At 52.2% G+C, this 14,136-nt stretch carries 12 protein-coding genes, 1 tRNA gene and 1 rRNA gene; 7 read left to right on the top strand and 7 right to left on the bottom strand.

The genetic code is table 11. The annotated features are described in order from the left end of the window. Positions 1–83 (top strand): 5S ribosomal RNA (rrf, locus tag HNQ92_RS18095); the annotation flags it as partial. A 212-nt stretch (positions 84–295) separates the two neighbouring features. On the opposite strand, the gene HNQ92_RS18090 is transcribed toward rrf, so the two are convergent. The 3 genes from HNQ92_RS18090 to HNQ92_RS18080 all read right to left on the bottom strand — a co-directional run bounded on the left by HNQ92_RS18090 (position 296) and on the right by HNQ92_RS18080 (position 4,487). Then, positions 296–1,588, bottom strand: a complete 1,293-nt coding sequence (locus HNQ92_RS18090; protein ID WP_184175784.1) for an adenylosuccinate synthase — start codon at positions 1,586–1,588, stop codon at positions 296–298. 47 nt (positions 1,589–1,635) lie between these two features. Beyond that, the gene (locus tag HNQ92_RS18085; protein WP_184175782.1) at positions 1,636–2,130 is read right to left on the bottom strand and encodes a Fur family transcriptional regulator; all 495 of its coding nucleotides are present in this window, start codon (positions 2,128–2,130) and stop codon (positions 1,636–1,638) included. A 95-nt stretch (positions 2,131–2,225) separates the two neighbouring features. After that, entirely contained in the window at positions 2,226–4,487 is a 2,262-nt protein-coding gene (locus tag HNQ92_RS18080) for a RelA/SpoT family protein (protein ID WP_184175779.1), read from the bottom strand. A 178-nt stretch (positions 4,488–4,665) separates the two neighbouring features. Between HNQ92_RS18080 and HNQ92_RS18075 the strand changes: the two genes are divergently transcribed. Then, a tRNA-Leu gene (locus HNQ92_RS18075) sits at positions 4,666–4,747 on the top strand. A gap of 204 nt (positions 4,748–4,951) precedes the next feature. Beyond that, positions 4,952–6,301, top strand: a complete 1,350-nt coding sequence (tig, locus tag HNQ92_RS18070; protein WP_184175777.1) for a trigger factor — start codon at positions 4,952–4,954, stop codon at positions 6,299–6,301. A 103-nt stretch (positions 6,302–6,404) separates the two neighbouring features. On the opposite strand, the gene HNQ92_RS18065 is transcribed toward tig, so the two are convergent. After that, entirely contained in the window at positions 6,405–6,782 is a 378-nt protein-coding gene (locus HNQ92_RS18065) for a helix-turn-helix domain-containing protein (protein ID WP_184175775.1), read from the bottom strand. A gap of 266 nt (positions 6,783–7,048) precedes the next feature. On the opposite strand from HNQ92_RS18065, the gene HNQ92_RS18060 reads away from it, so the two are divergent. The 4 genes from HNQ92_RS18060 (at position 7,049) to HNQ92_RS18045 (ending at position 11,039) form a co-directional block, all read left to right on the top strand. Further along, complete coding sequence (locus HNQ92_RS18060) at positions 7,049–7,723, top strand: ClpP family protease (RefSeq protein ID WP_184175774.1); 675 nt, start codon at positions 7,049–7,051, stop codon at positions 7,721–7,723. 260 nt (positions 7,724–7,983) lie between these two features. Next, the gene (clpX, locus tag HNQ92_RS18055) at positions 7,984–9,225 is read left to right on the top strand and encodes an ATP-dependent Clp protease ATP-binding subunit ClpX (protein ID WP_184175772.1); all 1,242 of its coding nucleotides are present in this window, start codon (positions 7,984–7,986) and stop codon (positions 9,223–9,225) included. 108 nt (positions 9,226–9,333) lie between these two features. Further along, on the top strand, positions 9,334–10,122 hold the full coding sequence (locus HNQ92_RS18050; RefSeq protein ID WP_184175770.1) for an SDR family oxidoreductase: 789 nt from the start codon (positions 9,334–9,336) through the stop codon (positions 10,120–10,122). Between the two features lie 26 nt (positions 10,123–10,148). After that, positions 10,149–11,039 (top strand): ROK family protein, encoded by an 891-nt coding sequence (locus HNQ92_RS18045; RefSeq protein ID WP_184175768.1) that lies wholly within the window; start codon positions 10,149–10,151, stop codon positions 11,037–11,039. A gap of 140 nt (positions 11,040–11,179) precedes the next feature. Here HNQ92_RS18045 and ahcY read toward each other — a convergent pair whose 3' ends face one another. From ahcY to HNQ92_RS18030, 3 genes are all read right to left on the bottom strand, one after another. After that, positions 11,180–12,496 carry an adenosylhomocysteinase gene (ahcY, locus tag HNQ92_RS18040; RefSeq protein WP_184175766.1) on the bottom strand — a complete coding sequence of 439 codons (1,317 nt, stop codon included), beginning with the start codon at positions 12,494–12,496 and terminating at the stop codon, positions 11,180–11,182. Between the two features lie 261 nt (positions 12,497–12,757). Further along, entirely contained in the window at positions 12,758–12,946 is a 189-nt protein-coding gene (locus HNQ92_RS18035; RefSeq protein WP_184175764.1) for a hypothetical protein, read from the bottom strand. A gap of 59 nt (positions 12,947–13,005) precedes the next feature. Beyond that, positions 13,006–13,458, bottom strand: a complete 453-nt coding sequence (locus HNQ92_RS18030) for a hypothetical protein (protein ID WP_184175762.1) — start codon at positions 13,456–13,458, stop codon at positions 13,006–13,008. Positions 13,459–14,136: the final 678 nt, after the last annotated feature.

Genomic DNA, 14,136 nt, shown 5'->3' with positions numbered 1-14,136 from the left:
CTTCCCATCCCGAACAGAGAAGTTAAGCCCCGCACCGCCGATGATACTGGGTCAACCCCCGGAAAAGTAGGTAGCCGCCACGAGACCATCAAACCCAGACGAGCAGCCCCTCAAAAGGCTGCTCGCTCTGCTTAAGAACAAACCGAAAATAGGGCTTATCTTGTTTATGTAGTGACATACAGAAAAATGGGATCAGAGTCAGAGCAAAATCTATATCTATTTTTAAAGTACCCTTTAAGCAAAAAGGAACTGCCCGATATTCGGGCAGTTCCTTTTTGCTTTTGAAACAATTAAATTAAATAAGATTTGGAGCTTCCCGATGAATGAGTGCCTGGCGATCGGGGCCCGTAGAAATAAAACTAATGGGCAATTGCAGCTCCTTTTCCAGAAATTCAACGTAGGCTGCCAGCGGAGCAGGTAGTTCGTCAAAGGCGTGGATCCCATCGAGGGTATGTCCCCAGCCCGTAAAATCACGATATACAGGTTCTACTTTCTCGTCACAAAGATCGTAAGGGAGCTGATGAGTTACGGTACCATCGGGTAAGCGATAGTGCGTACAGACCCGAATGGTATCAAATATGGTCAGTACATCTACCTTCATCATGACGAGCTGCGTCACGCCATTAATCATAATGGCGTATTTTAGCGCGGGCAGATCCAACCAGCCGCAGCGGCGAGGCCGCCCGGTAGTTGCGCCAAATTCACGCCCTTCCTGGCGTATTCTTTCACCGGTTTCTTCCAATAGCTCCGTGGGAAAAGGGCCACTGCCGACGCGGGTGCAGTAGGCTTTAAAGATACCGTATACTTCGCCGATCTGATGCGGAGCGATACCCAGGCCCGTACAAGCACCAGCCGCCATAGTACTTGAGCTGGTCACAAAAGGATAGGATCCAAAGTCTATATCCAGCAAAGAGCCTTGGGCACCTTCGGCCAGTACACTCTCTCCTTTCTGAATGGCCTCATTGATCAGGTATTCACTGTTAGTGAGCTGAAACTGCTTCATGAATTCTACCGAGCTGAAAAAATGAGTTTCCAATTCAGCCAAGGTACTTTGGTAGTCAAACTGGTAAAATTCAAGAATAGCTTTGTGGGCGTCGACCAGCTTTTGGTACTTTTCCTGAAAGCGCGGTGAAACGATATCGCCCACACGAAGCCCAATCCGAGCTACTTTATCCTGGTAGGTTGGACCGATGCCCTTCAGCGTAGATCCAATTTTAGACGCGCCTTTGTGTTGCTCATAAGCGGCATCAAGCAAGCGGTGCGTAGGAATAATGAGGGATGCTTTCTTGGAGATAAAGAGATTTTTTTGCAGGTCCAGGTTGTATTTTTGTAACCCTTCAATTTCCTTTTGAAATATAATCGGGTCGAGTACTACGCCGTTACCGATGATATTTTGAATATCAGACCGAAAAATGCCCGATGGAATTTGGTGAAGAACATGCTTGATACCGTCAAATTCCAGGGTATGGCCGGCGTTGGGCCCTCCCTGGAAGCGTGCCACCACCTGATACTGGGGCGCAAGCACATCTACGATCTTACCTTTTCCTTCGTCTCCCCACTGGAGACCAAGCAATACGTCAACTTTCATGCACAAATAAGTTAGATAATTGATTTTAGTTCTAAGGGCTACTACGGCTAGTCTCTGACTGCCTCTTCCTGTAGAATGTCCGTGCGATTGTCGCAGTTTTCGCGGGTACAGCTACCGTAGAAAATAAGCGAATGGTGCAAAACGCTGAAGTGAAGCATTTCACCAACCATGTTCTGGATGTTCTGGATGCGAGGATCACAGAACTCCATTACTTTGTGGCACTCAGTACAGATGAGATGGTCGTGCTGCTTGTATCCGTATGACTTTTCGTACTGCGCCAGGTTCCTGCCGAACTGATGCTTCGTAACGAGATCACAGTCTACAAGTACGTCAAGGGTGTTGTAAACGGTGGCCCGGCTGACGCGATATTTCTTGTTTTTCATACTGATATACAGCTCATCCACGTCGAAGTGGTCTTCACGCGTGTATATCTCTTCTAGTATCGCGAAACGTTCCGGTGTTTTACGAAGTCCCTTATTTTCAAGGTAGGCCGTCAGAATTTTCTTGGCGGCGTCCAGGTTTGCTTTACTGGCTTGTGGCATAGCTTCTGAAATCAGGTGCAAATTACGTGCTTTTTGAACTTAATTCACAGGAAGTCCAACATTGAATAACAGCGTACTTTATTTCTAGGTTCAATTTACAGAACGACATTGAGGTTGGCATCAAAGCGAAGTACTTTATAAACGCCATCTACTCGTTCAAGTTTCTTGATAAGAATATCCAGGTGCTTGGTATCCTGTACGTACAGTTTAATATCTCCCTCAAAAACCCCGTCCTGGGTGTCGATGGTGAGCCCCCGCATGTTGATGTGCAGTTCGTTGGAGATAATACGGGTTACGTCATTAACCAGACCCATGCGGTCGGTACCTGTGATGCGCAGGCCCGCCAGAAAGGCCTCATCTTTCTTGGACTCCCACTTGGCTTTGATCACGCGGTTACCGTGCTTGGCCATAAGCTCGGCGGCGTTGGGGCAGGTAGTGCGGTGAATCTTGATGCCTTCGTTGATCGTAACAAAGCCAAAGACGTCGTCGCCGCCGATGGGATTACAGCAAGGGGCCAGCTTGTAGTCGATTTTATCCATATCGTCCCCGATGAGTAGCGTATCACTATCGGCGCGGTCGCCGTGGATATTCTTCAAAAAACTCACCAGCGACTTCCCGTCGGGTACCTCCTCGGGGCCAATCTTACTCTTGCGGTCTTTGCTTTCCTTGTACCGTTTGAATTTTTTGAGGTCATCCAGCGGAATGTACCCTTTCCCAATACGGTAGAAAAAATCGGTCGGGGTTTTGGCTTCAAAAAAGGCCCGTAGCTGATTGATCACCTCGTGGTTAATCTCCAGGCCCAGTATCTTAAGCTTTTTCTCGACCATCTGTCGGCCGTCGGTTTCGTAGCGGCGGTTTTCTTCCTTAAGGTAGTCTTTAATCCGGGCACGTGCCTTGGACGTGATGACAATCCGGAGCCAGTCTTCGTTGGGTTTTTGTTTATTAGAGGTAATAATCTCAACCTGGTCGCCATTGCTGAGTACGTAGCTTATGGGCACCAAAGTACCTCCCACCTTAGCCGCCATGCAGCGTATGCCTACCTGTGAGTGAATATCAAAGGCAAAGTCCAGGGCCGTAGAGCCGCGTTGAAGTACCTTGAGATCTCCTTTGGGCGTAAAGACAAACACCTCCTCGCTGAAAAGATTGCTCCGAAACTCGTCCAGAAACTCAATAGCGGCGGTTCGATCACCCAGGCCGTTTTCGAGCGTTTCGCGTACCTGGTTGATCCACAGTTCGATGTTGCCCCGCACCTTTGTGTCGTTGCCCTTGTATTTCCAGTGCGCTGCGTAGCCTTTTTCGGCAATCTCGTCCATGCGGGAAGTCCGGATCTGTACTTCTACCCATTGCCCGCTCTTGCTCATGACCGTGGAGTGCAGCGACTGGTAGCCGTTGGCGCGGGGGGTACTTAGAAAGTCTTTCAGGCGGTCCGGATTGGGCTTGTAGTGGTCCGTCACGATGGAGTAAGCCTGCCAGCAAAGTGCCTTTTCGCGCTCAAACTCCGGCGGCGAATCCACAATAATCCGGATGGCAAAAAGGTCATATATCTCTTCAAAGGGTTTATTCTGCTTCCGCATTTTGTTCCAAATCGAATAGATGGATTTGGGACGGCCTTTGATGATGTACTTAAATCCGGCGTCTTCGAGGTCTTGCCCGATGGGGTCAGTAAAGCGGGCAATGAAGCGATCACGGGTCGTTTTGGTTTCGCGCAGCTTACGCGCCACGGCCCGGTACGCATCCGGCTCGGCGTACTTGAGGTAGAGGTCTTCCAGCTCCGACTTGATGGCGTACAGGCCCAGGCGGTGCGCCAGGGGCGCGTAGATAAAGATGGTTTCGGAAGCGATCTTGAGCTGCTTGTCGCGCGGCATGCTGTCGAGCGTCCGCATGTTGTGCAGGCGGTCGGCGAGCTTCACCAGGATCACGCGTACGTCGTCCGAGAGCGTGAGCAGCATTTTGCGGAAGTTCTCGGCCTGCTGCGAGGTACCGTACTCAAACTTCCCGGATATTTTGGTGAGGCCGTCGATGATCTGAGCTACTTTTTTACCAAAGAGGCGGTCGATGTCATCGATGGTCATGTCGGTGTCTTCCACTACGTCGTGGAGCAGTGCCGACACAATGGCGGTAGTACCCAGCCCGATCTCCTCCACCACGATTTGCGCCACCGCCAGTGGGTGGTATATATAGGGCTCCCCCGAGCGCCGACGCATGTCCTGATGCGCCTCCACGGAGGTATTATACGCTTTTTTGATAAGCTTAGCGTCGTTGTCTTTCAGAAACGGCTTCGCCGTGCGTAGCAGTTTCCGGTATTTTTTCAGAATCTCTTTCCGCTCTTGTTCGAGGTCAATAGCAATAGCTTCCACGGGTCGTCTTCGTCTTTATCTAAAACTCGTATACCAAAATAACAGATTAAAGGGGTCTTTTCAATAGTAATTTCTTAAAGAGTAAATGTTGTTAAAAAATTAGGAGGTTCTGTAAAAAAATACATACCTTTGCAGTCCAAAAAATTAATTAATCCTTCCGGGGACCAATTAATACCGAGCGGGCGTGGCGGAACTGGTAGACGTGCTAGACTTAGGATCTAGTGCCGCAAGGCGTGGGGGTTCGATTCCCTCCGCCCGTACAAGCAAATGGGGTTAACGGGGCGTACTAATTCCCTACATAGTAGTTGGTAGTTATGAACAGCTCCGTAGTAAACCCTTCGAAAAGCCCTCAGGACCCCTAGTTTTGAGGGCTTTTTTGTATTCCAGCACCGAGAAGCCAGCGCTGGTTGGGGAAAGATAACGAGATTCTATATTTTACTATTATAACAACACATAACTGATCCATGGAAGTTCTGTTAGAGAAGAGCTCGCCTACCACGGCTTCGCTCAAAGTGATACTGACGAAAGAAGATTACCAGCCTAAGGTAGATAAAACCATCAAGGATTACTCAAAGAAGGTAAACCTGAAAGGATTTCGGCCCGGCAAGGTACCTGCGCAGGTCATTCAGCGGATGTACGGCAAAAGTATCCTGGTGGACGAAGTGAATCACATCCTGAGCCACGCGGTTACGGACTACATCCGGGAAAATAAAGTACAGGTAGTAGGCGATCCGATCCCGAACCGGGAAAAAGCCGCCGAAGTGGATTGGGACGGCCAGAGCGAATTTGAGTTTGTGTATGACCTGGGTATGGCTACGGACTTCGAGGTGGACTTTGCCGAGGTACCTGCCGTGCCGCATTACACCATCAATGCCGACGAAGCCGAGCTCAACACTACCATCGAAAACCTGAGCGAGCGCTTTGCGGATACCATCCACCCGGAGGTATCGGAAGAGGGCGACATGCTGTACGGCGACCTGAAGCAGGAAGCTACTGAATTCTCGACCAAAACGGCCATTCCTACCAAGCAGATTCAGGAAAGCGAACTGGCCAAATTCATAGGCATTGCCAAAGGGCAAGAAGTAACGTTCGACATCCAAAGTACCTTTGTGGACGAAGCTGCCGTGGCCCACATCAGCGGTAAGAAGAAGGAGGACGTGGGTGAGCTGGCGGGCGAATTCACGTTTACGGTGGAGGACATCACCCGTACGGCCCCCGCCGAATTGAACCAGGCCTTTTTTGATAAAGTGCTGGGCGAAGGCCAGGTCGAAAACGAGGAGCAGTTCCGCGAGAAGGTACTTGAAATCATCAAAGGCAACTACGAGCGCGAAGCCGAAGCCCTGGTGCGGCGCGATATGGAGCAGGCGTTGCTTCAGGCCATTACCATCGAGCTGCCGGCCGATTTTCTGAAAGACTGGCTCGAGCGTAGCAACGAAGGCAAATTTAGCCGGGAGCAGATCGAGGAGCAGTATGCCGATTTTGAAAAGTCGCTCAAGCTAAGCCTCATCAAGAACAAAATCGCCGAAAGCGAAGGAATTAAAGTAGAGTACCCCGAGCTGCTGGAGTATACCCGCAACATGGTACGCGGGCAGTTTGGTATGTACGGCGGAGACGATAGCATGAAGGAAACCATCGACCGCATTGCAGTAGGGTACCTGACCGACAAGGAGCGCGACAACTACTCCACAATCTTCAACCAGGTCTTTGACCAGAAGGTACTTGACGTGCTGCGCGAAAAAATTGCGACCGAAGAAAGAACCATCGAGGTAAGCGAGTTTGAGAAAGTAGCCCGTGGGCAAGAACAGGAGGCTTAAGTACCCCTCCATTACGGTACTGGGTTTTTAGCCAGCCTGACACAACACAAGCCGCCTGGGTATGGTACCTGGGCGGTGCGTGCTTTAGGGCAGGTAGCTGGGGCTAGAACCCGATCCGCTCCCGGCGCTCCTGCATCTGGCGCACAATCTCCCGGCCTACCCACTCCTGGAACTTACGATTCCACTGGTCGAGCTTGTTGCGTAGCTGGGCGTTTTCGTGGTGCAGGCGCTGGTTTTCCTGCCGCAGCCATTCTGTTTCGGGTAAAGCAGTCTCCGCAAAGCCCAGCAGCTCAGGCAGGGGTACTTCCAGCAGCCGGGCTATTTCGTCCAGGCGCGAGAGCGTAGGCTCGGTACGGCCCCGCTCCAGATCACCGTAGGCCGTGGTAGAAAGGCCCAGCAGGTCGGCCATGTTTTCCTGCGAAAGCCCCCGCGCCAGGCGCCGTTGGCGTATCCGTTCTGGTAGTTTGATGGGTATGTTCATAGCAATTAGGTGCTTAATTTCGCGTCAGGCGATAATTTATCACTTTTACCGACAAGGTAAATTCAGCAAATTCTCCATTTTTGTAGCTAACAACGCAAAGCGGATTTTTGTCCCTAGTATAGGGTACCTACGCAAGGTACTTTTTACGTGCCAGCTACGCTCTCTGGGGTACTTCTAGGCCAAGAAACTAAGTACAGAGGCTTTTCGTTGTTTTTAGCAATGCTCGTTTCGTAATTATTCTAATTTTTAAATTTACAAGTAACTACATGGACCACGGAAAAGAATTCAGAAAATACGCCGTACACCATATGGGGCTCAACGGCCTTACGGTAGATGGCTACGTCAATCACACGGTAGAGAACATGACCCGCGCGGTCATCGAAGAGCGCCCCATGAACTTCCGCGAGGTAGACGTGTTCTCGCGCCTGATGGCCGACCGAATCATTTTTATGGGAACGGCCGTGGACGACAACATCGCTAACATCGTGGTGGCGCAGCTGCTGTTCCTGGAGTCGGCGGACGCCAAGAAGGACGTACTCATGTACATCAACAGCCCCGGCGGCTCGGTATACGCAGGACTAGGTATTTACGACACCATGCAGTACGTACGGCCCGACGTAGCCACGGTATGTACCAGCCTGGCGGCCTCCATGGGAGCCGTGCTGCTGGCCGGAGGAGCGGCGGGCAAGCGTTCGGCGCTTCCGCACGCGCGGGTGATGATCCACCAGCCTTCGGGTGGGGCGCAGGGGCAGTCGTCGGATATCGAGATTACGGCCCGCGAGATTGTCAAACTTCGCGACGAGCTGTACGAGATTCTGGCCAGCCATACCGGACAAACCAAAGAGACCATCGAGAAGGACTCCGACCGCGACAAGTGGTTCCGGGCGGGCGAAGCCAAAGACTACGGGCTTATCGACGAGGTACTTACGCGCGATAAATAATCAGCCAGGTACTTTTTATTTTGAAAACCTATAGGGTACTTCCGAACCTTATAGGTTTTTTTCGTGTATGGTAAGTGCTACGTTTGGTTCCCTACTTAAAAAAGGGGAACTTTGCGTTTCTTCTTTCAGAAGAGAAAAGAGCGTAGTGCCGTTCCAACTACCCACTACCCAAACAATCAAATTGAAGCACGCAGCGGCCAGTACCTGATCATGATTTTAACCCGCTGCTTTGCTATATACTTTATTACTATTTAGACACGATGGCACAAGTGAGTTGTTCGTTCTGCGGACGCCGAAAAAATGAGGTTGAACTACTACTTTCGGGCATAGACGCCCATATCTGCAACCATTGTATTCAGCAGGGCAACCAGGTAGTGATGGAGGAGCTGAATCCCAAAGAGAAAAAAGAAAAAAAAGCCAAGCTACCTAAGCTCAATCTCATCACACCCGTAGAGATGAAGCACTTCCTGGAGCAGTACGTCATTGGGCAGGACGAAGCGAAGCGCTCGCTGGCGGTGGCCGTTTACAACCACTACAAACGCCTCACGCAGCCGGTCACGGACGACGACGTGGTGATCGAGAAATCCAACATCATTATGGTAGGCGAGACCGGCACGGGGAAGACTTTCCTGGCCCGCTCCATTGCCCGGATCTTACAGGTACCTTTCTGCATCGCTGACGCCACCACCGTCACCGAAGCAGGCTACGTGGGCGAAGACGTCGAAACCATCCTGACGCGCCTGTTACAGGCCGCCGACTACAACGTGGAGGCTGCGGAACGGGGTATTGTGTACATTGACGAGATTGACAAAATTGCCCGGAAATCGGATAACCCTTCCATTACGCGCGACGTAAGCGGCGAGGGCGTTCAGCAGGCTTTGCTCAAGCTGCTGGAAGGCTCCGTGGTGAACGTACCCCCGCAGGGCGGACGCAAGCATCCGGACCAGAAAATGATTCCGCTCAATACCGAAAATATTCTCTTCATTTGCGGAGGCGCTTTTGATGGCATTGACCGCCACATTGCCAAGCGCATCAACACGCGCCCCATCGGGTTTTCGGGGGATAACCGCATCATCGAAATTTTCGACAAAGGCAACCTGATGCGCTACGTAACCGCCCAGGACTTGAAATCGTTTGGACTGATTCCCGAACTTATCGGTCGCCTGCCGGTACTTACGCACCTCAACCCCCTCGACCGCGAAACGCTGCGCCGCATCTTGACCGAACCCCGAAATGCCCTGGTGAAGCAGTACAAGAAGCTGTTCCAGATGGAAAACATCAGCGTGGAGTTCGACGACGAGGTACTTGACTACATCGTAGACCAGGCCGATGTGTATAAACTGGGCGCGCGCGGGCTACGGGCCATCTGCGAGTCCATCATGACGGACGCCATGTTTGAGCTGCCTTCCATGAAAGAGGTAAAAGAATTTACGGTTTCGCTCGACTACGCCCGGGACAAATTTGAGAAATCATCCATGTCCCTGCTGCGCTCGGTCGCTTAAAGTCACCAGAAGTACCATAAAAATACCCCTGCCTTTTCCGAGAGGCAGGGGTATTTTTATGGTAAAGTTCGCTTATTTTGGGGGACTATTCTCTAAACGGTGCTAATTGTGGAAAACTGGTTAACAACGAAATCAATTGTAATTATCGGCGGTACCACCGGCCTGGGGCTTTCGGCAGCCCGGGCTTTTGTGCGGCAGGGGGCCAACGTAGTGGTGGTGGGGCGCAATCCCGAAAGTTGTCTGATGGCCGAAGTAGATCTGGGCCGTCAGGCGCGCGCCAAGCAGGGCGACGCTACCCAGCCCCAAACCGCCTTTGACGCCATTCAGCTCTGTGTACGGGAGTTTGGTAGCTTTGATGGCCTCTACCACGTAGCGGGCGGAAGCGGACGAAAATTTGGGGACGGGCCGTTGCACGAGCTATCGCTGGAAGGCTGGGATACTACCCTGAACCTGAACCTAACCTCCCTCATGCTCTCTAACCAGGCAGCCGTACGGGCCTTTATGGGCCTCAATAAAGGCGGGGCTATCCTGAACATGGGCTCCGTGCTGGGCTATTCACCGTCGTCGCATTACTTTACCACGCACGCCTACGCCGCCGCCAAGTCGGCTGTCATTGGCTTTACCAAGTCCATTGCTTCCTACTACGCCAAATATAACGTGCGAGTCAACGTGCTGGCTCCCGCCCTCGTAGATACTCCGATGGCACAGCGAGCCACGCAGGACGAAGCCATTCAGGAATTCATCCAGACCAAGCAGCCGCTCGACGGTGGCCGTAACGGCCTGCCTTCTGATCTCGACGGGGCCGCCGTATACTTCATGTCTGATTATTCCAAATTTACTACCGGCCAGGTACTTACCGTAGATGGCGGCTGGTCCGTCACGGAAGGTCAGTATTAATTGCATCACGTAACCTACCCACGGGCATGGCTTTTATTGGTATAGACCTTGGCGGAACCAACGTAAAAGGTATCCTCATCGACCAATCCGGGGAAATGCTGAGGCAACACTACTTGCCGACGCAGGAAGATGCGGACGGTGCCTGGCGCGACAACGTACGCGACATGGTGAAGTACCTGCAAAACTACTGGCAGAAACCCCTTACGGCCATTGGGCTGTCGGCTCCCGGGCTGCCCAACGCGCAAAATAGCTGCATTACCTTCATGCCTGGTCGCCTACCGGGGTTAGAGGGCTTCGAGTGGAGTACCTACCTGGGGCTGCCTACCTACGTTCTGAACGACGCCCACGCGGCGCTGATGGCGGAAGCTACCTTCGGACAAGCCCAACATTGCCAGCACGCCCTTCTACTCACGCTGGGTACGGGGGTAGGCGGAGGGATTCTGATCCGGAGTGAACTCTACCAGGGGCTAGGCCAAATGGCCGGTCACCTGGGCCACATCAGCGTACAGGCGCACGACGACGAGCGCAGCGTGGCCGGAATGCCCGGTAGCCTGGAATACGCCATCGGCAACTACTCCGTGGCTCGGCGCTCGCACGGGCGGTTTTCATCGACCTGGGAGCTGGTAGAAGCCTACCGCCGGGGCGATCCACTGGCCAGCTACGTGTGGCTGTCGTCGGTGAAGGCGCTGGCCGTAGCGATTGCATCGCTGAGCAATGCGCTCTCGCCCGAGCGGGTGATTCTGGCGGGTGGAATCACGCTGGCGGATGACGCGCTCTTCGAGCCCCTGCGGGCTTTTCTGGACGTATACGAATGGCGGCCGGGAGGCATACAAACCGAGGTCGTTCAGGCGCAGTTTGGCGACATGGCCGGAGCCATCGGTGCCGCGGGGTTCGCCCGCAAACAGCATGTGGGCTAGGAGCTAAGGTACCTTGAGGTGCTTTGGAAAGAGGTACTTTCCGGCATCAATAAAGGAGGGCACCTGGTATGCCCTACACAAAAGCCCCGGCCTTACGAGCCAGGGCTTTTGCAATGTATGGCCTAAAGAAAAGTCGCCTGTTAGTACCGGTAAGTCTCGGGCTTGAAGGGCCCCTGGGCCGTTACACCGATGTACTCCGCCTGATCGGCTTCCAGCGTATCCAGTCGGGCACCTACGTGAGCCAGGTGAAGAGCCGCTACTTTTTCGTCAAGTACCTTAGGCAGTACGTATACTTGGTTTTCGTACTTATCGGAGTTATTCCAAAGCTCGATTTGCGCCAGTGTTTGGTTGGAGAAGGAGCACGACATCACGAACGACGGGTGGCCCATCGCGCAGCCCAGGTTCACCAGGCGGCCTTCGGCCAGCACAATGATGTCCTTGCCGTCGATGGTGTACATATCCACCTGCGGCTTGATCTGCGACTTGGTGTGGCCGTAGTTTTTGTTCAGCCAGGCCATGTCGATTTCGTTGTCGAAGTGGCCAATGTTACACACTACCGCTTTATCGCGCATTTTGGCAAAATGCCTTTCGGTAATAATCCGGAGGTTACCGGTGGCAGTGACGAACAGGTTCGCGCGCTCCACGGCTTCATCCATCGGGATCACCTCAAAGCCGTCCATAGCGGCTTGCAGCGCACAAATAGGGTCAATTTCGGTAACAATTACCCGGCAACCGGCGCCACGCAGCGATTCGGCCGAGCCTTTTCCTACGTCGCCATAACCAGCTACGACGGCTACTTTACCGGCCAGCATGAGGTCGGTAGCACGGCGGATGGCGTCTACCAGCGACTCCCGGCAGCCGTACTTGTTGTCAAATTTTGACTTCGTTACCGAGTCATTGACGTTGATGGCGGGCAGGTGCAAAGTACCTTTCTTGAAGCGCTCGTACAGGCGGTGCACGCCGGTGGTCGTTTCTTCCGAAAGTCCTTTGATGCCGGGGATCAGCTCGGGGTACACGTCAAACACCATGTTGGTAAGGTCACCGCCGTCGTCCAGGATCATGTTCAGGGGCTGGCGCTCCTCGCCGAAGAACAGCGTTTGCTCAATACACCAGTTGAATTCCTCCTCGTTCATGCCTTTCCAGGCGTATACCGGAATCCCCGCCGCCGCAATGGCCGCCGCCGCGTGATCCTGCGTAGAGAAGATATTACACGAAGACCAGGTCACTTCGGCACCCAGGGCCGTCAGCGTCTCGATGAGTACGGCGGTCTGGATCGTCATGTGCAGACAGCCCGCTACGCGCGCACCTTTGAGGGGCTGTGAAGGCCCGTACTCTTCCCGAATGGACATCAGGCCGGGCATTTCGGCTTCGGCCAGGGTGATTTCCTTGCGGCCCCATTCGGCCAGCGTAATGTCTTTTACCTTGTAGGGTAGGTAGGTTTGCGTTGAAGTTGACATATTTTACGTTAGTTGATTTTGTCTTGTTAAAGTACAAAACTACGTAAAAGTACCAGGAAGTAGAATTTTTATAGATGACAATTGTTAATCTTAGTCTAAATTTGGATATTCTATCTATACGGGCTACAAGCGATAGAAAACGGTAGAAAAATAGGTAGCCATACTCATGGTTTGAAAGATATTTTGTCTATCCAAGTTTTAGCACTATTCTTTTTAATCTGATTAAGCGCTAGCTCACGATCTTGACGACCATAGCTAGCCCTAAAATCTGATATTCGTTCGTATCTCTCCGTCGGTGACCTCGGTGTAGAAGCGACCATTGTCGTATAGCTTGCAGCGGAAAGCGAAGGCGATGTCAAAGCTGCCATCCTCCCGCTCTTCCATCTCCACCACCCGCAGGTAGGCCGTGCTCGGATCCTGCGGCCCGGACCAGGTCTGGAAATTTGCCACGTTGGTTAATCTTGAAGCCCCCTCATACTGAGCAAAAAGGTTGATAATAAACAGGCGGTCTATTTCGTCCCGAGACTGGCTGGTTTTTTCCGTGGAAAGGATATCCAGCTCGGCCCCCTTCTGGATGTTCTCCAGGAAAAATCCCGGGTGCTGCTGGTGAAAATGGGGGTAGTAATCCTGAAGTGGACCGGAGCGGGAGGAACCTTGGGCGCCCCCCAGCCTCCCACCCCAAAAGCTACCTTCATACCAGCTATTACCTCCCCCGGGTTGTGAGGAACCAAGCCGTTGCCGGTTACAATGCTGGTGGCTCCGTAGGAAAAGTTCTCGTAGAAGGTTTGGTTGGTCGAGTAGCAGAGCGACTGGTTTCTCAGCGTGGCTTTTCCGTAGTACTCCGACAGGTTGTCGTGGCAGGAAAACGCGAGCCGGGTTTCGTAGTCGGGTAGTTCGGGCGCTGGTTCGGGGCGCTGGCAACTCATCAGAGCTGCCAGCGCCAGTAGGTTTACTGATTTCATGATTAATAATGCTGAATATGGACATTATAGTAGTTAACAACCGTAGCACATGGCGAGGTCGCTGCGCATTTGAGGAGAGCATAACCAGGGGTATCGTTCCAGCGGACTCTTAACTCTTTCCCATATTGTCTATACAGGATAGTACCTGTAGCTGTATAGCCAGGGTATCCCGGCAGAATCTCCCAATAAGTAGTGGTATTGGGCGTACTCTGAACGGGCCCGGACGCAAAATAGGAGAAGCCTGTTACGGTATAGTTTGCTTCGGCAGTCGTAAGGGAACCGGGACCAGTTATTGAGAAATAAGGTTTACCTAATTCATCTAAGTGAAACCAGCCAAAACCTGGAGATTCTTTCCAAGCGCCACTGCAGTAGGATTCAGAAGTGAGAGCAACTGTATGTACATCATGATTAACTATCTTGTTTCCAGGAAGATAAATATAGTTAGGGCCGGTAAAGTTTCCGTAAAAATTATTGTTACTGCTAGTATTGTTATTCTTCCAGAATTCCCACCTAAATTGAATCGGGATAATTGAACCATATCCCCAGGCGGTAAATAGGAGAGAATTACCTCTCATATAGCACTCGAAGGGCACAGCTACTCCCTGTGGGGCCTGGCATACATTATAATCACAGGTACAATTTTGGATAGCCTGTACTGTTCCCACAGTTAGACCTATA

It is taken from the genome of Rhabdobacter roseus (assembly GCF_014202275.1).
In the GTDB taxonomy this organism is placed as follows: Bacteria; Bacteroidota; Bacteroidia; order Cytophagales; family Spirosomataceae; genus Rhabdobacter; species Rhabdobacter roseus.
Note: the sequence above shows the minus strand (reverse complement) of the source record. Positions and strands in the feature narration are given on the sequence as shown.

Bases quoted from the DNA above. Each gene is read 5' to 3' on its own strand.
- HNQ92_RS18090 (WP_184175784.1), bottom strand. From the start codon at position 1,588: ATGAAAGTTGACGTATTGCTTGGTCTCCAGTGGGGAGACGAAGGAAAA.
- HNQ92_RS18085 (WP_184175782.1), bottom strand. From the start codon at position 2,130: ATGCCACAAGCCAGTAAAGCAAACCTGGACGCCGCCAAGAAAATTCTG.
- tig (WP_184175777.1), top strand. From the start codon at position 4,952: ATGGAAGTTCTGTTAGAGAAGAGCTCGCCTACCACGGCTTCGCTCAAA.
- HNQ92_RS18065 (WP_184175775.1), bottom strand. From the start codon at position 6,782: ATGAACATACCCATCAAACTACCAGAACGGATACGCCAACGGCGCCTG.
- HNQ92_RS18060 (WP_184175774.1), top strand. From the start codon at position 7,049: ATGGACCACGGAAAAGAATTCAGAAAATACGCCGTACACCATATGGGG.
- clpX (WP_184175772.1), top strand. From the start codon at position 7,984: ATGGCACAAGTGAGTTGTTCGTTCTGCGGACGCCGAAAAAATGAGGTT.
- HNQ92_RS18045 (WP_184175768.1), top strand. From the start codon at position 10,149: ATGGCTTTTATTGGTATAGACCTTGGCGGAACCAACGTAAAAGGTATC.
- ahcY (WP_184175766.1), bottom strand. From the start codon at position 12,496: ATGTCAACTTCAACGCAAACCTACCTACCCTACAAGGTAAAAGACATT.
- HNQ92_RS18030 (WP_184175762.1), bottom strand. From the start codon at position 13,458: ATGAAATCAGTAAACCTACTGGCGCTGGCAGCTCTGATGAGTTGCCAG.